Here is a 16998-nt window from a genome sequence, read left to right as displayed (position 1 = left end):
CCAGCACTGACGTCGGTCATTTTCAGCTGGCTCACAGCTACTGGAAGCAGCGGGATGTGGACATACGGCTTACCCTGGAACGACAGGCACAGCGCCGTAACCTCAAGGGAGGCTGGAAACAGTGAAGACATCGAACCCGGTGCTCTCGCGCCTTGGCCAGGCGGCCGAGCGGGAGCGAGCGGCCGGGTACGGGCCATATGGGCCGGCCCCGCAGCCGGGTTACGGTCAGCCGGCCTACGGCGATCCCTACCCCACCGCGGCGGGCTACCCTTCCGCTCCTCCGGCCGTTCAGCCGATGACCATTGACGACGTCGTCGTCAAGACCGTGCTGCTTCTCGGCGTCACCGGCATCTCCGCGGTCGCCGCGTGGAACCTGATCCCCGACGCCCTGATCGGTCCCGCGTGGATCGGCGCGGCGCTGGTCGGCCTGGTTCTCGGCCTGGTCATCTCGTTCTCGCGGATGGCCAACCCCGCTCTCGTGCTGACCTACGCGGTCATCGAGGGTGTCTTCGTCGGCATGGTCAGCAAGGCCTTCGAGAACATCCTCGGCTACCAGGGCATCGTCCTCCAGGCAGTGGTCGCCACCTTCGGTGTGTTCTTCCTGATGGCCGGGCTCTACAAGGCTCGCGTCATCCGGGCGACGCCGAAGTTCATCCGCGGGATGATCGCGGTCATGGCCGGCCTCTTCGCGGTCATGCTGATCAACTTCGTGCTGGCGCTCTTCGACGTCAACACCGGTCTGCGTGACAACGGTCCGCTCGGCTACATCTTCAGCCTGGTCTGCATCGTGGTCGCCGCGTTGAGCTTCATCCTGAACTTCAACGAGATCGAGGAGGGCGTGCGGATGGGTCTGCCGCAGCGCTACTCCTGGACCGCGGCGTTCGGCATCCTGGTGGGCCTCGTCTGGCTCTACATCGAGATCCTCCGCCTGCTGAGCTTCTTCCAAGGCGACGACTGACGGTTCGTCCGTCGTCGCGAGCAACGCCCGGCTCGCCTCCCCGCGAACCGGGCGTTGTCCCCCGCTTGACGCGAGCCCGCCCGTGCCCTGTGCCGGGCGGGTTCCGCTTGTCCCGAAGCCTTCCCGGAGCCGTTCGCGTCGGAGCCTTTGCGGGAATCTCTTCGCCGGAGCTGTCCGGGTATCGTCGCCGGGTGCCCGACTTCGCCACCTCCATCGAGCGGCTACTCACGCTGGTCCACCACTGGGACCAGCCACGCTGGCGAGCCGCCGCCACCATCGGCACGCGCTCCCGGCTGGTCCAGGACCTGGTGCAGCGCCTGGCCGACCTGAGCGCCGAGGCCGAGTCCCGCCCCACCCGCCAAGTCCCGCACATCCACGACCTGGTCCTGCGCGACCAGCTTCGGGTCCTCGCCGACGACCTTCTGGCCGCCGCCCCCTCCACCGACCTGCTGACCCGTGCCACCACCGCGGTCGACGACACCCGCCGCGCCCTCTGACACTCTCCGCAAAGCGGCATTTCAACACCCAGACTTCAAAACCCATCATTCGTACGGGAAAGCCCGCACCCGACCGCACTTCCCCGTCCCGCCGAGCACCGCGAGGCGCTGCCCACTCCAGGCCGTAGCGCGCCCGCCGGTCCACCTGCATGGTCAAGGCCGTCGCCCGCCGGGGCGCGTCCCTTTCCGGCGACCACGCGCTGTGGTCGATCTTGCTCAGCGGGCCGTCAGCGCTGTCTCAAGCGCTTCGAGACAGCCCCCACAGCCAGCCGGTGTTGCTCAGCTGGCGCTCAGTGCTGTCTCGCACGGCTTGAGACAGCCCTGACAGCCAGCCGGGTTTCTAGCCGGGTGGCGGTTGCGGGTGTGGGTGGTGTGGGGTCAGGAAGTCAGCGGGAGGGTTAGGGAGTCGAGGTCGGGGACCGGGCGGAAGCCGAGTTCGGCGTAGAGGGCCTGGGCCGCGGTATTGCCGGGCTCGGTCTGTAGGGAGATGCGCAGGGCGCCGGCGGCCCGGGCTTCGGCGATGGCGTGTTCCATGAGGGTGCGGGCGACTCCGTCGCGCCGCTGGGCGGGGTCGACGAAGAGGTCGCGTACGGAACGGACCTGGCCCAGGCGCAGCGAGGCGGGAAGGACCAGGGTGGTGATCAGGCCGGCGGGGCGGCTGCTCTGGAGGGCCACGGTCAGGGTCAGACCGTAGGTGGTGATCTGACGGGTGAGCCAGCCGGCGGTGGCCGACGGGTCGGAAGGGCGACCGTAGTGGACCCGGTAGTCGTCGAAGAGGGCGGCTGCGGCGGGGAAGCCGGCGTGCTCAGGGGTGACTCGGACCAGGGTGGGCGGCATGTGGGCACCGTACGGGGTGTGGGTTCGAGGGTGACCACGCACGGACGTCGCCGGGTGGGGGTGGCCGTTCAGGAGCCGCCAGGCGACTGGCCGCCCGCGCCCGGCCCTCGGCGGGAGCGACGGTCTGTACCCACCGCCCCGCTGCGACATCAAGATCTTGACCCGGCCCCGCTTCGATAGATCGTGAAACGGCCCGGCACCGGCTGCGAAAGATCGTGAAAAAGGCCCAGCCGCGCTTCGATGGATCGTGAAAAGGCCCGGCACGCGGGGTGGGCGTGCCGGGCCGGGGTGCGGGAGGTCAGCTGAGGCGTTCGACGATGAGCGCCATGCCCTGGCCGCCGCCGACGCACATGGTCTCGAGGCCGATGGACTTGTCGTGCCAGTCGAGCGAGTTCAGCAGGGTGCCGGTGATGCGGGCGCCGGTCATGCCGAACGGGTGGCCGACGGCGATGGCGCCGCCGTTCACGTTGAGCTTCTCCAGCGGGATGCCGAGGTCCTTGTACGACGGGATGACCTGGGCCGCGAAAGCCTCGTTGATCTCGACGAGGTCGACGTCGCCGATGGTCATGCCGGCGCGCTTGAGGGCCTGCTTCGACGCCTCGACCGGGCCGAGGCCCATGATCTCCGGGGAGAGGGCGGTGACGCCGGTGGAGACGATCCGGGCGAGCGGGGTGATGCCGAGCTCGCGGGCCTTCGTGTCGCTCATGATCACGACTGCGGCGGCGCCGTCGTTGAGCGGGCAGCAGTTGCCGGCGGTGACCCGGCCGTCGGGGCGGAAGACCGGCTTGAGCTGCGAGACCGCGTCGACGGTGACGCCGGCGCGGGGGCCGTCGTCCTTCGACACGACGGTGCCGTCGGGCAGCGTGATCGGGGTGATCTCGCGCTCCCAGAAGCCGTTGGCGATGGCCTTCTCGGCGAGGTTCTGGCTGCGGACGCCGAATTCGTCCATCTCCTCGCGGGAGACGTTCTTGATCTGTGCCAGGTTCTCCGCGGTGTAGCCCATCCCGATGTAGATGTCGGGGGCCAGACCGTCCTCGCGGGGGTCGTGCCAGACGCTGCCGTTCTGGGCGCTGGCCTGCGTGCGGGCCTGGGCCTCGTCGAAGTACGGGTTGGTCCAGCGGCCCAGCGCCTCCTGAGCGGCCGACGGCAGGCCGTCGGAGCTGCCGCGGGCGAACCGGGACACGGTCTCGACACCGGCCGAGACGAAGATGTCGCCCTCACCGGCCTTGATGGCGTGGAAGGCCATCCGGGTGGTCTGGAGCGAGGACGAGCAGTATCGCGTGATGGTGGCGCCGGGCAGGCCGTCCAGGCCCAGCTTGGTGGCGACCACACGGGCCATGTTGAAGCCCTGTTCGCCGCCGGGCAGACCGCAGCCGAGGTAGAGGTCCTCGATGAGGGTGCGGTCGAGCTGCGGCACCTTGTTCAGGGCGGCGTCGACGATCGTGGTGGCGAGATCGTCGGGGCGCAGATCCTTCAGCGAGCCCTTGTGGGCGCGGCCGATCGGCGAGCGGGCAGTGGCGACGATGACAGCTTCCGGCATGGGCTCAGTTTACTCATCGGTAACATGGTCGGAAGCGCGAATTTGTCACACGAGGTGCAAAAAATTCAGACGCTGCTCATCGCCGCTTTCGACACCGCCGGATAGAGCGCGTGCGCCCAGACCCGGTAGCCGTCGGCGGACGGGTGGAAGCCGTCGTAGCAGAGCGTCCCGGCGTCGGCACGGAACACCGCACCCGTTTCCGCGGCCAGGTCGACGACCACACCGCCGGCCTCGGTCACCGCGCGGGCCTGGGCCCGGGCCATCCGGCGGCCGACCAGCCCGGCGATCTGCCGCAACGGCGGGGCCATCGAGCGGGCGGCGCCCAGATCCGGGCAGGTGCCGACCACCACCTGCACGCCGGCCGAGCGCAGCCGCCGCACCGCCTGGCCCAGTTGATCGGCCGCGTCCTCGGGGCCGCGCCCGGACGCCGCGTCGAAGGCCCCGATCAGCACCACGGCCACGTCCGGCCGGTCGCCGAGCAGGGAGCGGGCCACCTGGGTCGCCAGGTCGCTGGACCGGGACCCGGCCACGCCGACGCTGGACAGCAGCACGTGCCGCTGGCCCATCTCGGCCGAGCCGTCGGCGAGCAGGCGGGCGAGCTGGCCACCGACCGTGTCGGACAGCCACTCCACGCCGACACCCACCGCGGCCGAGTCGCCGAGCAGCACCAGGCGCAGCGGCGGCGCGCTCTGCGGGCCCATCGACGTGCGCAGGGCCAGGCCCATGGTGGGCTTCGCGTAGCGCCGGGCCTTGGCGGCCAGCATCTCCCCGGCGATCAGGGCGACACCGCCCACCACGCCGGCCAGCAGACTCGTGGCAGCGGCCCTGGTGAGTCGTTCCGGCAACCCCGCCATGTCCCGCCTCCCTGCATCAGCCGACCTGATGATCCTCTGGGGTATACCCTACGGCCCCGGCCGCGGAGTCACCGCTGGGAACGGGGGCCGAGGCCGCAGGGCGCGCACTGAACCAGCGGTAGCGGCGCATCCGGGCCCACGGCCCGGCCGGGGCGACCTCGGTGCCGGGAGCCCGGACCGCCACGTCGGCCGCCTCGGGAAGAGCCCGGACGTCCTCGGCGACCGGGATGGCCACCCGGTCCTCCGTGCCGAGCACGGCCATCACGGTCGGCATCATCACGGAGACCGCCCTGGCGTACCCCTCGGCGGACGGGTGGAAACGATCCGAGCTGTACATCCGCACCGGCTCCGCCTCGAACATCGGGCCCAGCAGGTTGCCCAGCGACACCGTCCGGCCGCCGGCCTCGACCACGGCGATCGTCTGCGCGGCCGCCAGCTGCCGGCTCCAGCGCCGGGCCAGCCAGCGCAGCGGCGGCTTGATCGGCTGGATCGCGCCGAGGTCGGGACAGGTGCCGACCACCACGCGGCACCCGGCCGCACGCAGCCGGCGCACCGCGTCACCCAGATGGCGGACGGCCGCGTCACGCGCCGAGAAGTGCGTGACGTCGTTCCCCCCGATCAGGATGATCGCGAGATCCGGTTCGTACTCAGACGCGGCGTCCACCTGGTACGGCAGGCCGGCCGAGACCGACCCGACCACGGCCAGCCGGTGCAACCGGACCGGGCGGCGCAGACGGCGGGACACCCCGGTGGCGAAAAGCGCGCCGGGTGTCTCACGGGGACGGTGGACGCCGTACCCCGCGGCCGAGGAGTCGCCCAGAATCACCAGGTTGACGGGCCGGCCGCCGAATTTCGCGCCATAGACGCCGTCACCGCGGGGCGGGGGCGCCTCGGCCATCGGGATGATCCGGCGGGCGTCGGCGGCCTGGCGCATCAGCAGGCCGGCGGAGATGGCCGTCAGGCCGGCGACCGCGCCGGCGGCCCGGGCGGCCACCCGGATCCATCGCCAGTGGGCACTGCTGGTTGCGTCGATGGTGCTCATAGTCTCCCCCGCTGTCGCCCGAAGGGAACCATCCGGCTCGCCCATGATCGGCGTTCAGTGTCGGAATTCGAGGCTAACTCGCGATGGCGAGAGGCAATCATGGCGCGCCCACGTCATGCTTGAGTTGCCGAAAGGGGAACACAGATGGCCAAAACGTTGAAACGTGCCGCGGCGTTCACCGCACTCGCCCGTGCGCTCACCGCGGGCAACCGGGGCGGTCCCACACTCGCCCAGAGGCTCGGCGCGCTGCCGCGCATGATCGCCGCCACGGCCCGGGGGCGGTACGACGGCGGCCTGCGGCTGGCGTTGATGGCGGCCGCCACGGCGTACGTGGTGTCCCCGGTCGACGCCGTCCCGGAGGCGTTCGTGTTCCTCTTCGGGCTGGTCGACGACGCCGTCGCCGTCACCTGGCTGGCCGGCACGATCCTCAGTGAGACTGAACGGTTCCTGGAGTGGGAGCGGACCCGGTCCGCCCTGGTCGTAGAGTGAAGCGTGCGCTATTACGACAACGTGGTCGAGATCATCGGTAACACCCCGCTGGTCCGCCTGAACAGCGTGACCGAGGGCATCAGCGCCACCGTGCTGGCCAAGGTCGAGTACATGAACCCCGGCGGTTCGGTCAAGGACCGGATCGCGCTGCGGATGGTGGAGGACGCCGAGAAGGCGGGCCTCCTCAAAGCCGGCGGCACGATCGTCGAGCCGACCAGCGGCAACACCGGGGTCGGCCTGGCCCTGGTGGCGCAGCAGCGGGGCTACAAGTGTGTCTTCGTCTGCCCCGACAAGGTCAGCGAGGACAAGCAGAACGTCCTGCGGGCGTACGGCGCCGAGGTGGTGGTCTGCCCCACCGCCGTCGCGCCGGAGGACCCGCGTTCCTACTACAACGTGTCCGCCCAGTTGACCCGGGACATCCCGGGCGCCTGGAAACCGGATCAGTACAGCAACCCGGCGAACCCGCGCTCGCACTACGAGCAGACCGGGCCGGAGCTCTGGGAGCAGACCGGCGGGAAGATCACCCACTTCGTGGCGGGCGTCGGCACCGGCGGCACGATCAGCGGCGTCGGGCGCTACCTCAAGGAGCAGGGGCCGGTCCGCGTGATCGGCGCCGACCCGGAGGGCTCCGTCTACTCGGGCGGGACCGGGCGGCCGTACCTGGTCGAGGGCGTCGGTGAGGACTTCTGGCCGTCCGCGTACGACCGGGAGGTCACCGACGAGGTGATCGAGGTGAGCGACTCGGACTCCTTCGAGATGACCCGCCGCCTGGCCCGCGAGGAGGGCCTGCTGGTCGGCGGCTCGTGCGGGATGGCCGTGGTGGCCGCGCTCGAGGTCGCCCGCAAGGCCGGGCCGGACGACGTGATCGTGGTCCTGCTGCCGGACGGTGGCCGCGGTTACCTGTCCAAGATCTTCAACGACCGGTGGATGGCCCGGTACGGATTCCTGCGCACCCAGGAGGGCACCCCCACGGTGGCCGACGCCCTGGCCGGCAAGGGTTCCGAGATCCCGCCGCTGATCCACGTGCACCCCACCGAGACGGTCCGCGACGCCATCGACTACATGCGGGAGTACGGCGTCAGCCAGCTCCCGGTGCTCAAGGCCGAGCCGCCGGTGGTCACCGGGGAGGTGACCGGCTCCGTCTCGGAGAAGGTGCTGCTGGACGCGCTCTTCACCGGCCAGGCCCATCTGCACGACACGATCGAGCGGCACATGAGCCACCCGCTGCCGATGATCGGCGGTGGCGAGCCGGTGGCCGAGGCGGTCGCACTCCTGGAGAAGGGCGACGCCGCGATGGTCCTGGTCGACGGCAAGCCGGCCGGTGTCCTCACCCGTCAGGATCTGCTGGCCCACCTCAGCTAGCCGTTCCTTTCGACCAGCGGCCCTCGATGTCAGACATCGAGGGCCGCTTTCCGGTTCATGGATTGTTACTGATAGTCGCCGCAATCGCACAGACAGTCCGACCGGCCGATGGGCCGCTGCGGTTGTATGTGTCGTGACGGAGCTATGAGCCACTCCCGGACGGAGGGGTAGGGGATGGTCGACGTCGACGAGGCGGCGCCCGCCGACATCGTGGACCGCCTGTTGTGGCGGGACGCGCAACGGATGCTCGGGCGCCACGTGGCGGCCGGCGTGGACGGCCTGGAGGGCACCTGCGACTGGTGCGGATGGCGGTGGCCGTGCTCGGCCCGCCGTCTGGCCGAACGTGCCGCCGCGGTCGCCCGGCGGCCGTGGCGTGAGGCCTGGACCCTGCGCCACGACCTGAACAGCATGCGTTCCCTGCCCGGCAAACGGGCCGGTGTGGACGAGATCGGCCGCTACGGCGCCGGTCCCTACCACCGTAACGACGACAACCGGAGGTATCTGGCCTGATCCTTGGACCCTGACGTCGCCGACATGCTTGACCGTCCCCCGGCAAGTGCGGCTTCCCGGCCCGGCAGACGTCCCCCGGCGGTGACACCGGCGCGCCCCGCCAGCGCTCCGGTGTCCCGCGCCCAGACCCGCTCTTGAACTGGATCCCAGATCGGCACGCCTCCGCTGATCGAGCGCCTCCGGCCAGGCGCATCCGGTTCGGGCGGGGCGGTGGGCGGGAGCACGAGACCAACAGGTTCCCCCGCATTCACTCGGTCCCGTGCTCCCGCCCGACCAGCGCCCCACGTCTACAGCGGATGTGAGTAGCGCAGCTGTGGCAGGTCCCGGTCGTTGACCGGGGCGACCCGGACCGCCCCGTCCGGGAGCCAGCCGCCCTTCTCGTAGAAGCGCCGGGCCACCGCGTTGTCCTCCAGCACCCACAGCACCGCCCGCTCGGCCCCGAACCCGCCCAGCCGCTCCAGCGCGTCGATCATCAGTCGTCGGCCGACGCCGGCGCCGACCCGCTCCGGGGCCAGATGGATCGCGTACAGCTCGGCGGCGCCCTCGGTCTCGCTCGGGCCCAGGTAGGTGAAACCGGCCAGCTCGCCGTCCACCTCGGCGACGGTCATCCGGTGCGTCTCCCGCTCCCACCGCCAGCGCTCGACCCACCAGGCGCTCATCGCTTCCGGCCCGCGGGCCGCGAACGTCTCGGCCGGAATCAGATGGGCGTAGGCGGCCGCCCGGGAACGGTGATGCAGCGCGCCGATCGCGGCCAGATCATCGTCCGCCGCGGGGCGAAGCGAAACGGTCATGGACCGACGTTAGCCCGGCTCCGGCGGCAGCCGTCGCGGCGGCACGGGCACCCGCAGCAGATCCTCGGCGATCACGATCGGGCCGTCGAACTCCTTGCGCGCCTCCTCCAGGAAGGGGTCCGGCTCCGGGTAGCGCTGGGAGAAATGCGTCAGGACCAGTTTCTGTACGCCGCACTCGCGCGCGACAGCGGCGGCCTGCCCCGCGGTCAGATGCCCCACCTGGGCGGCCAGCGCCGCGTCCTCGGCCAGGAAGGTCGACTCGATCACCAGCAGGTCCACGCCGTCGGCCAGCGCGAACACGTTGTCGCACAGGCCCGTGTCCATCACGAAGGCGAAACTCTGGCCGGGGCGGACCACGCTCACCTCCTCGAGCGCGACGTCACCCAGCCGGCCGGCCCGCAGCAGCTCACCGACCGCCGGGCCGCTGATGCCGCGCTCGGCCAGCAGCGTAGGCACCATCCGGCGGGAGTCGGGTTCGGCCAGGCGGTACCCGTACGTCTCGATGGAATGCCGGAGCGGCAGTGCGGTGAGGCGCCCCGCCGGGGTCTCCACCGCGAAGCCCGCGCCCACCGGACCGGGCACGATGTCGGCGTTGTCCCAGTAGCTGGTGGCGTGCCGTAGGCGGTCGTAGAACTCCTGGCCGCCGGCCGGGTAGTGGACGTGGACCGGGTGCGGCACCCGGTCCAGCGAGATCCGCTGGAGGACGCCGGGCAGGCCGAGACTGTGGTCGCCGTGGAAGTGGGTGATGCAGATGCGCCGCAGCGGGGTGACCGGGAGGCCGGCCATCAGCAGCTGGCGCTGGGTGCCCTCACCCGGGTCGAAGAGGATCACCTCGTCGTCCCAGCGCAGCAGGTAGCCGTTGTGGTTGCGGTGCCGGGTGGGCACCTGGCTCGCCGTGCCGAGCGCGACAAGCTCCCGCATCGTTCCTCCGCCCGCTGCATATGAAGCGACCCCTGGGGACTTCCACACTCGTGAACGAGTGTGGTCCGGTCGGACAAGGCCGGATCCCCAGGGGTCGGGTGGCTGTCTGTTACTCGCCGAACCGCTGCCACACGGTCCTGACGCTTTGATCTTTTTTAAGATCAAATTCCGATCCTTATCAAGAAGATCGTTTGACAAGGATCTTGAAGCTGTCAAGGACAGCGGCTAGCGGACAGCCACCTCACGAGTCCCGTTGCTACTCAACTTTGGACCACCTCCCTTCACGTGTACGGCCACGTTATCCACGAGGGGCCGGGAGCGCCAACGGTTTTGAATCACTCAGAGCCGCGGGAATACCTGCGGAGACGCATTGGGATTCTCCACCACGAGATTGGCGGAGCCGACGATCAACGGGTCCGGTGTGCCGACGATCCCGGTGTCCTTGCCCTCGTAAGCGAAGCGGTGCAGAACGTACCGCATCGCCTCCAGCCGGGCCCGCTTCTTGTCGTTGCTCTTCACCACCGTCCACGGGGCGTCCGCGGTGTCGGTGTAGAAGAACATCGCCTCCTTGGCCTCGGTGTAGTCGTCCCACCTGTCCAGCGAGGCCAGGTCCATGGGGGAGAGTTTCCACTGCCGGACCGGGTCCACCTGCCGGATCGCGAACCGGGTCCGCTGCTCGCTGCTGGTCACCGAGAACCAGAACTTCACCAGGTGGATCCCGGAGCGGACCAGCATCCGCTCCAGCTCCGGGGTCTGGCGGAGGAACTCCAGATACTCCTTGCGGTCGCAGAAGCCCATCACCCGCTCGACGCCGGCCCGGTTGTACCAGGACCGGTCGAAGAGCACGATCTCACCGGCCGCCGGCAGATGCTTGATGTATCGCTGGTAATACCACTGGGTGATCTCCCGCTGGTTCGGCTTCTCCAGGGCCACCACCCGGGCGCCGCGCGGGTTCAGGTGCTCCATGAACCGCTTGATCGTGCCGCCCTTGCCGGCCGCGTCCCGCCCCTCGAACAGGATCAGGAGACGCTTGCCGGTCTCCTTGCACCAGTTCTGGAGCTTCAGCAGCTCGATCTGGAGCAGCCGCTTGTCGTGGTCGTAGTCGGTGCGGGACAGGCGCTCCTCGTACGGGTAGTCCTCCCGCCACGTGACCACCGGCTGGCCGTCGGCGTCGAGCAGGCGGGGATCATCGTCCGCGTCGTCGACGACGCGGTAGCCGGCCAGTTCGGCGATCGGCCCGTCATAGGGATGGGTGCTCGCCAGCTCGTACTCCGATTGCATGACCCGACTTGATACCCCCGCCCGCCACGTGCGCAACGTCCTTGATCAGAACAGTTGCCGAACCTTGCGCCGGCGCGCCGCCTTCGCCAGGCCGGGCACCTTGGCCAATTCTTCCCGGCCGACCTGCTCCTGACGCCCGTAAAGCACGCCGAAGTGGAAACTGCCCTCGCCCAGTTCACGCAGCACCGACCGGGCGACGTTCGAATCCTGGTACGACCCTAGGCCGTCCTGCAGCGCGGTGAGCCGCTTCACCAGGCGTTTCGCGTCCTTACCGTGCTCCGGGACGAGCAGCTCCACGGAATACCGTGCCTGCTTGAAGCCCTTGCGGGACTCGTGGATCTCCTCCTCCACCCCGCTCGCCAGCGCCGCGTCCAGCCGATCGTCCGCTTTGGCCAGCACCTTCCGGGCACGGTTGACCGGGTCGGGGGTGTGGAAGGGGTCGCCGTCGACCAGCTCGTCGATCCGGTCCAGCAGTTCCAGGTAGCGGTCCGACTCCAGAGCCCCGGCCAGCTCGGTGCGGCCGGTCTCGATCTGGTCCTCCAGGTGGGCGCGCACCCGGTCGGCGGCCGGGGCGAACTCCGGCCCCGCCTCCTGGACCAGGGCGAGCAGCTTATCCTCCAGCACCTGTGGGTCGCGGACCGCGCCCAGCACCCCGGCCAGCCAGCGCAACTCGTCGCGGATGCCGTTGTCCGGGATCGACCTCTTGTACGTCTTCAGCGTGCTGCGCAGCCGCCGGGTGGCCACCCGCATCTGGTGCACGGCCCTGGGCTCGCCACGACGGGCCGCCGGGTCGTAGCCGATGATGGCGTCGCGCTGCTCACGGGCGTACGCCGAAACGGGGTTGACCTTGATCTTGGACTTTTGGGCCGGCTGGTGTGCGGCGAGCCGGCCGGCCAGCGCCCGCGCCACCTTGGAGGGCCCCTCGGCCGGGCGCGCGCCGGCGGCCAACAGCGCCTCCTCGACCGCGTCGAGCACCGCCGCGTCGCCGGAGACCAGCTCGACCTCGATCTCCTGCCAGGCCTGCTCGGTGCCGTCCGACTCGGCGCGCACCTGATCCTGGGCGATCAGCGCGAGAGTGCGGCCGCCGGAATCCCGCAACGGCGTCTCCACCCGGTGCGTGCGCAGCCGGGCCACCGGGGCGAGCGGCCGCCGCCGGACGATCGACCGGACCACGCCGACCAGCTCGGCGGGCACCTCGTCGGAGTCGCCGGGCAGCCGGTGCTCGGTCCGGCCGGCGCCGTCCCCAGGGGTCTTGAGATGCCACCCGGCGTCGTTGCCGCCGGAGCGCCGGCGGAGAGTCCGGCGATTTCTCATCAAGATCAGGTCTTCGGTGTCGAAGTAGGTGGCGTCGAGATCGTGGATCTCGGCACCGTCGACTCCGGCGATATCTCCGGCGCCGACCAGATCAGGGAGTTCGAAGGTCTCGGGGACGTCGTACTTGCGCTCGGTCTCGGTGGCGATCTCCACCCGTCCATGGTGCCTGCCGCGGCGGCTGATGCACAGCGGTGTCTCAGGTTCGCCTGGCACCGTGGTGACCCGGCTCGTAAGGAGTGCTGTATGGAGAAGCCCGAACGTCGTCCCGTCCCACTCGCCGCCTCACTCGCCGGTCTGCGCCTCATCGGCGCCGGTGCGGTTCTCGGCCTGGCCCTCGCGGTGCCCGCGTCGTCGGCCCAGGCCGACCCGCCCCGCCCGCCGGCCGCCACCCAGGACTCGTCCGCCGACGACGCCCCGGAGAGCTGACGGCGCCCCGGAGAGCTAGAGCAGCCGGGCGTCGTCGCGAGCGTGCAGGTAGACGGCACGGGCGTAGTTCGCCGTCGCCGCGTTGAAGTACATCGTGGCCAGGCCGGTGTAGAAGCCGTTCGCTGTCAGCGCGTTCTTCGCGTTGGCGGTGGCGGACCAGCGGATCTCGGCGTCGGTGGTGCTGATGCCGCGGCGCGCGCAGCGCAGGCGGTTCATCTCCTTGCCGGTCTTCCAGGTCTCCAGGGCGTCCTCGGCCTCGCGCATCATGTCCCGCGCCTGTTGCAGGAGGAACTCGGCGAGATCCCAGCTGGCCCGTTCCTCGTCGTTGTGGTACCTCGTCGTCATGCCCTTACCTCCCGTGTTACTCGATTTCGAGTGTGAGCGGGATGTCCGGACATGTCGATTTTTTTCGATCGCGCGCGTGAATTCCGCGTTCCCGTCTTGACCTTCACCAGTCGGACCGGCGCGAGGCGGCCGGACCGGCGTGCGCCGGTCCGGCCGTTGCCTTCAGGCGGTTCGGGCGACGCCGATCGGGCAGGTCATGCCGTTCGGGCCGTGGTTGCAGTAGCCGCCCGGGTTCTTGTCGAGGTACTGCTGGTGGTAGTCCTCGGCGTAGTAGTACGCGGTCAGCGGTCTGATCTCGGTGGTGATGGTCCCGTGGCCGGCGGCCGTGACCACCGGCTGGAAGGCGTCCCGCGAGGCCGCCGCGGTCTCCGCCTGGGCGTCCGTGGTCGTGTAGATCGCGGACCGGTACTGGGTGCCCACGTCGTTGCCCTGGCGCATGCCCTGGGTCGGGTCGTGGTTCTCCCAGAAGGCCTTCAGCAGGTCGGCATAGCTGATCTTGGAGGGGTCGTGGACCACCTGGACCACCTCGGTGTGGCCGGTCGTCCCGAAGCAGGTCTCCTCGTACGTCGGGTTGGCGGTGAAGCCACCCGCGTAGCCGGCCGACGTGGAGTACACGCCGGGCAGCTGCCAGAAGATCCGCTCCGCACCCCAGAAACAGCCCATCCCGAAGACCGCGACCTCCAGCCCCTCGGGCCACGGGCCCTTCAGCGGGGTGCCCAGCACGGTGTGCCTCTCCGCGACCGGCATCTCGGTGTCGCGGCCGGGCAGGGCGGTCTCGGCGGTGGGCAGGTCGAGCTTCTTGTACCGCAGGAACACGGTCACTCCCTTCGTCCGGTCTCTGCAACGCTGAGGCGGGTGTATTCCTTACCGACGGCGGCGGCGATCCCGGTCGCCTCGTCGTCGTCGGCGTATTTCCGGCGCGGCCAGAAGAAGCCCTTCAAACCATCGCCTCTGGTACGGGGTACGACGTGCGTGTGCAGGTGCGGCACCGACTGGGAGACGACGTTGTTCATCGCCACGAAGGTGCCCTGCGCACCGAGCGCGGCGGGGACGGCCGTCGCGATCCGGCGCACGAACCCGAAATATTCCGGCAAGTCCGAGGGTGGCAGGTCGGGAAGTGTGACGATGTGGGGGCGTGGGATCACCAGGACGTGGCCCTTGAACACCGGGCGGACGTCGAGGAACGCCAGCCCGGCCGGGTCGGAGGCCACCAGGAACGCCGGGACCGACCCCGCCACGATGCCGCAGAACACACAGTCTGCCATCAGGTGAGACTAGCCTTGCGCAACATGACCGTTGACAGCTATGGGTTCGACACCCTCGCCATCCACGCCGGCCAGGAGCCGGACCCACGGACCGGCGCGGTGGTGCCGCCCATCTATCAGACGAGCACCTACGCGCAGGACGCGGTCGGTGCTCCACGTCTGGGTTACGAGTACAGCCGGTCCGGCAACCCGACCCGGGACTCGCTGCAGGAGTGCCTCGCGGCGATCGAGAACGGGCGGCGCGGGCTGGCCTTCGCGAGCGGCCTCGCGGCCGAGGACACCCTGCTGCGTACGGTGTGCCGCCCGGGGGATCACGTGGTCATCCCGAACGACGCGTACGGCGGCACGTTCCGGCTGTTCAGCAAGGTGGCCGAGCGGTGGGGCCTGGACTGGACGGCGGTGCCGCTGGACGACATCGACGCGGTGCGGGCAGCCTTCCGTCCCGGGCACACCCGGCTGATCTGGTCCGAGACGCCGACCAACCCGTTGCTGAACGTGAACGACATCGCGCTGCTGGCCGGTCTCGCCCACGAGTACGACGCGATGCTCGCGGTGGACAACACGTTCGCGTCGCCGTACCTCCAGCAGCCGCTCGCGTTCGGCGCCGACGTGGTGATCCACTCGACCACCAAGTACCTGGGCGGCCACTCGGACGTGGTCGGCGGGGCCCTGGTCACCGCGGACGACGGGCTCGGCGAGGAGCTGGCCTTCCACCAGAACGCGATGGGCGCGGTGAACGGCCCCTTCGACGCGTGGCTCACCCTGCGCGGGATCAAGACCCTCGGCGTACGGATGGACCGGCACTGTGACAACGCCGAGCGGATCGTCGCCTACCTGAGCGAGCACCCGGCCGTGGCCGAGGTCCTCTACCCGGGCCTGGAGACGCACCCCGGTCACGAGGTCGCGGCCAAGCAGATGAGCAGGTTCGGTGGCATGGTCTCGTTCCGTACCGTCGGCGGCCCGGAGCAGGCGGTGGCCGTCTGCAACCGGGCGAAACTCTTCGTGCTCGCCGAGTCTCTGGGCGGTGTGGAGTCGCTGATCGAGCACCCGGGCCAGATGACACATCTGTCGGCTGCGGGCTCAGCGCTTGAGGTTCCCGCCGATCTCGTGAGACTGTCTGTCGGCATCGAAACCGTTGACGATCTGCTCGCGGACCTGGAGCAGGCTCTCGGATAACTGACCGACGCTGGAGAATCTGCGCGATGGACTCGACGACCTGGGTGGGAGCAACCGCCAAACAGATCGCCCGCGCGGTGCGCCGCGGCGACGCGAGCGCCACCCAGGTCGTGGCCGACCATCTGGAGCAGATCGGCATCTCCGATCCGGCGCTCGGCGCGTTCCGGGTGGTCCGCGGCGGTGAGGCGATCACCGAGGCGGAGAAGGTCGACGACCAGGAGGACCTGGCCAACCTGCCGCTCGCCGGGGTGCCGGTCGCGGTCAAGGAGAACACCCCGGTCGCCGGGCTGCCCACCTGGCACGGCTCGGCCGCCGCGCGTACCCCCGAGGTCGCCGAGGAGGACCACGAGGTGGTCCGCCGGCTGCGCGGGGCCGGCGCCGTCGTGGTCGGGGTGACCCGGATGCCGGAGATGGGCCTTTGGGCGGTCACCGACGACGAGGACGGGCCGACCCGCAACCCGTGGGACCTGGAGCGGACCCCGGGCGGATCGTCCGGCGGGTCGGCGGCGGCGGTGGCGGCCGGGCTGGTGCCGCTCGCGCAGGGCAACGACGGTCTCGGCTCGATCCGGATCCCAGCGGCCTGCTGCGGCCTGGTCGGGCTGAAGCCGGGCCGCGGCGCGGTCCCGGTCGACTTCGGTGACAAGGACTGGTTCGGCCTGGTGGAGAACGGCATGCTGGCCACCACGGTGGCCGACGCCGCGCTCGGCTTCGCGGTCCTCGCCGGGCAGGTGCCGGGCAAGCTGGTGGAGCCGTCGAAGCTGCGGATCGGTGTCTCGCTGCGCTCGCCGGCGGCCGGCGTGAAACCGGACGAGCCGAACGTCTCGGCCGTCACGAAGGCGTCGAAGCTGCTCGTCGACGCCGGGCACGACACGGTGACCGCGGACCCCACCTACCCGACAGGGGTGGCGCTGGGGGTGCTCGCCACCTGGTTCGCCGGGGCGTACAAGAACTCCGAGGGCCTCCCGCTGGAGCGGCTTCAGCCGCGCACCCGGCGGCACATCCAGCTCGGTAGGGCGGTCACGAAGGCCGGGCTGGTCCGGCAACGGCAGCGCGACGCGTGGCGGGAGCGGTCCATCCAGTTCTTCGCCGACCGTTCGATCGATCTGCTGCTCACCCCGGCGCTGGCGACCGCTCCGCCGCCCGCCGAGCGGTACTCGGCCTCGGCCTGGCGTAAGAACATGTGGGCCAACGCGTCGTACGCGCCGTACGCCGCCCCGTGGAACTACGCCGGACTGCCCGCGATCGTGGTGCCGGTCGGGTTCCGGCCGGACGGGCTGCCGCTGGCCGTGCAGTTGGTCGGCCCGCCCGACTCGGAGCTGCTGATGCTCGCGGTGGCCGGCCAGTTCGAGGTGCTCAACCCCTGGCAGCGTCACGCCCTCGTGTGAGCTGG

19 protein-coding genes are annotated in these 16998 nt (G+C 70.3%); 8 read left to right on the top strand and 11 right to left on the bottom strand.

Going from position 1 to position 16998, the window contains the following annotated elements; translation table 11 throughout:
• The first annotated feature begins 121 nt into the window (after positions 1–121).
• The gene (locus KZ829_RS01995; protein WP_220142141.1) at positions 122–958 is read left to right on the top strand and encodes a Bax inhibitor-1/YccA family protein; all 837 of its coding nucleotides are present in this window, start codon (positions 122–124) and stop codon (positions 956–958) included.
• 191 nt (positions 959–1149) lie between these two features.
• Positions 1150–1455 carry a hypothetical protein gene (locus KZ829_RS01990; protein ID WP_308285303.1) on the top strand — a complete coding sequence of 102 codons (306 nt, stop codon included), beginning with the start codon at positions 1150–1152 and terminating at the stop codon, positions 1453–1455.
• A gap of 378 nt (positions 1456–1833) precedes the next feature.
• Here the strand turns inward: KZ829_RS01990 and KZ829_RS01985 are convergent, their stop codons facing one another.
• From KZ829_RS01985 to KZ829_RS01970, 4 genes are all read right to left on the bottom strand, one after another.
• Complete coding sequence (locus KZ829_RS01985) at positions 1834–2292, bottom strand: GNAT family N-acetyltransferase (RefSeq protein ID WP_220142140.1); 459 nt, start codon at positions 2290–2292, stop codon at positions 1834–1836.
• Between the two features lie 298 nt (positions 2293–2590).
• Positions 2591–3832 carry an acetyl-CoA C-acetyltransferase gene (locus KZ829_RS01980; protein ID WP_220142139.1) on the bottom strand — a complete coding sequence of 414 codons (1242 nt, stop codon included), beginning with the start codon at positions 3830–3832 and terminating at the stop codon, positions 2591–2593.
• Between the two features lie 65 nt (positions 3833–3897).
• Positions 3898–4686, bottom strand: a complete 789-nt coding sequence (locus KZ829_RS01975; RefSeq protein ID WP_220142138.1) for an SGNH/GDSL hydrolase family protein — start codon at positions 4684–4686, stop codon at positions 3898–3900.
• 16 nt (positions 4687–4702) lie between these two features.
• Positions 4703–5728, bottom strand: a complete 1026-nt coding sequence (locus tag KZ829_RS01970) for an SGNH/GDSL hydrolase family protein (protein WP_220142137.1) — start codon at positions 5726–5728, stop codon at positions 4703–4705.
• A gap of 144 nt (positions 5729–5872) precedes the next feature.
• Between KZ829_RS01970 and KZ829_RS01965 the strand changes: the two genes are divergently transcribed.
• From KZ829_RS01965 to KZ829_RS01955, 3 genes are all read left to right on the top strand, one after another.
• Positions 5873–6217 carry a YkvA family protein gene (locus KZ829_RS01965; RefSeq protein WP_220142136.1) on the top strand — a complete coding sequence of 115 codons (345 nt, stop codon included), beginning with the start codon at positions 5873–5875 and terminating at the stop codon, positions 6215–6217.
• A 3-nt stretch (positions 6218–6220) separates the two neighbouring features.
• Positions 6221–7579, top strand: a complete 1359-nt coding sequence (locus KZ829_RS01960) for a cystathionine beta-synthase (protein ID WP_220142135.1) — start codon at positions 6221–6223, stop codon at positions 7577–7579.
• A 174-nt stretch (positions 7580–7753) separates the two neighbouring features.
• Complete coding sequence (locus KZ829_RS01955) at positions 7754–8089, top strand: hypothetical protein (RefSeq protein WP_229794897.1); 336 nt, start codon at positions 7754–7756, stop codon at positions 8087–8089.
• 287 nt (positions 8090–8376) lie between these two features.
• On the opposite strand, the gene KZ829_RS01950 is transcribed toward KZ829_RS01955, so the two are convergent.
• The 4 genes from KZ829_RS01950 to KZ829_RS01935 form a co-directional block, all read right to left on the bottom strand.
• A complete protein-coding gene (locus KZ829_RS01950; protein ID WP_220142134.1) occupies positions 8377–8880 on the bottom strand; it encodes a GNAT family N-acetyltransferase in 504 nt (167 codons plus the stop codon).
• A 9-nt stretch (positions 8881–8889) separates the two neighbouring features.
• On the bottom strand, positions 8890–9801 hold the full coding sequence (locus KZ829_RS01945; protein WP_220142133.1) for a ribonuclease Z: 912 nt from the start codon (positions 9799–9801) through the stop codon (positions 8890–8892).
• Between the two features lie 339 nt (positions 9802–10140).
• The gene (gene ppk2 / locus KZ829_RS01940; protein ID WP_220142132.1) at positions 10141–11082 is read right to left on the bottom strand and encodes a polyphosphate kinase 2; all 942 of its coding nucleotides are present in this window, start codon (positions 11080–11082) and stop codon (positions 10141–10143) included.
• A gap of 45 nt (positions 11083–11127) precedes the next feature.
• Positions 11128–12549: a CYTH and CHAD domain-containing protein gene (locus KZ829_RS01935; protein ID WP_220142131.1), complete on the bottom strand. Its 1422-nt coding sequence runs from the start codon at positions 12547–12549 to the stop codon at positions 11128–11130.
• Between the two features lie 90 nt (positions 12550–12639).
• On the opposite strand from KZ829_RS01935, the gene KZ829_RS01930 reads away from it, so the two are divergent.
• Positions 12640–12822 (top strand): hypothetical protein, encoded by a 183-nt coding sequence (locus tag KZ829_RS01930; RefSeq protein ID WP_220142130.1) that lies wholly within the window; start codon positions 12640–12642, stop codon positions 12820–12822.
• A gap of 15 nt (positions 12823–12837) precedes the next feature.
• On the opposite strand, the gene KZ829_RS01925 is transcribed toward KZ829_RS01930, so the two are convergent.
• The 3 genes from KZ829_RS01925 to KZ829_RS01915 form a co-directional block, all read right to left on the bottom strand.
• Complete coding sequence (locus tag KZ829_RS01925; protein WP_183222981.1) at positions 12838–13167, bottom strand: hypothetical protein; 330 nt, start codon at positions 13165–13167, stop codon at positions 12838–12840.
• Between the two features lie 162 nt (positions 13168–13329).
• Positions 13330–13983: a peptide-methionine (S)-S-oxide reductase MsrA gene (msrA, locus tag KZ829_RS01920; protein ID WP_220142129.1), complete on the bottom strand. Its 654-nt coding sequence runs from the start codon at positions 13981–13983 to the stop codon at positions 13330–13332.
• A 2-nt stretch (positions 13984–13985) separates the two neighbouring features.
• Positions 13986–14432 (bottom strand): HIT family protein, encoded by a 447-nt coding sequence (locus KZ829_RS01915; protein WP_220142128.1) that lies wholly within the window; start codon positions 14430–14432, stop codon positions 13986–13988.
• 24 nt (positions 14433–14456) lie between these two features.
• Here KZ829_RS01915 and KZ829_RS01910 point away from each other — a divergent pair, with 24 nt between their 5' ends.
• Both KZ829_RS01910 and KZ829_RS01905 read left to right on the top strand, forming a co-directional pair.
• On the top strand, positions 14457–15608 hold the full coding sequence (locus tag KZ829_RS01910) for a cystathionine gamma-synthase (RefSeq protein ID WP_220142127.1): 1152 nt from the start codon (positions 14457–14459) through the stop codon (positions 15606–15608).
• 26 nt (positions 15609–15634) lie between these two features.
• The gene (locus KZ829_RS01905; RefSeq protein WP_220142126.1) at positions 15635–16993 is read left to right on the top strand and encodes an amidase; all 1359 of its coding nucleotides are present in this window, start codon (positions 15635–15637) and stop codon (positions 16991–16993) included.
• The last annotated feature ends 5 nt before the right edge of the window (positions 16994–16998 follow it).

This window comes from Actinoplanes hulinensis (assembly GCF_019429605.1).
GTDB lineage: Bacteria > Actinomycetota > Actinomycetes > Mycobacteriales > Micromonosporaceae > Actinoplanes > Actinoplanes campanulatus.
This window is presented reverse-complemented; position numbering and strand designations above follow the sequence as displayed.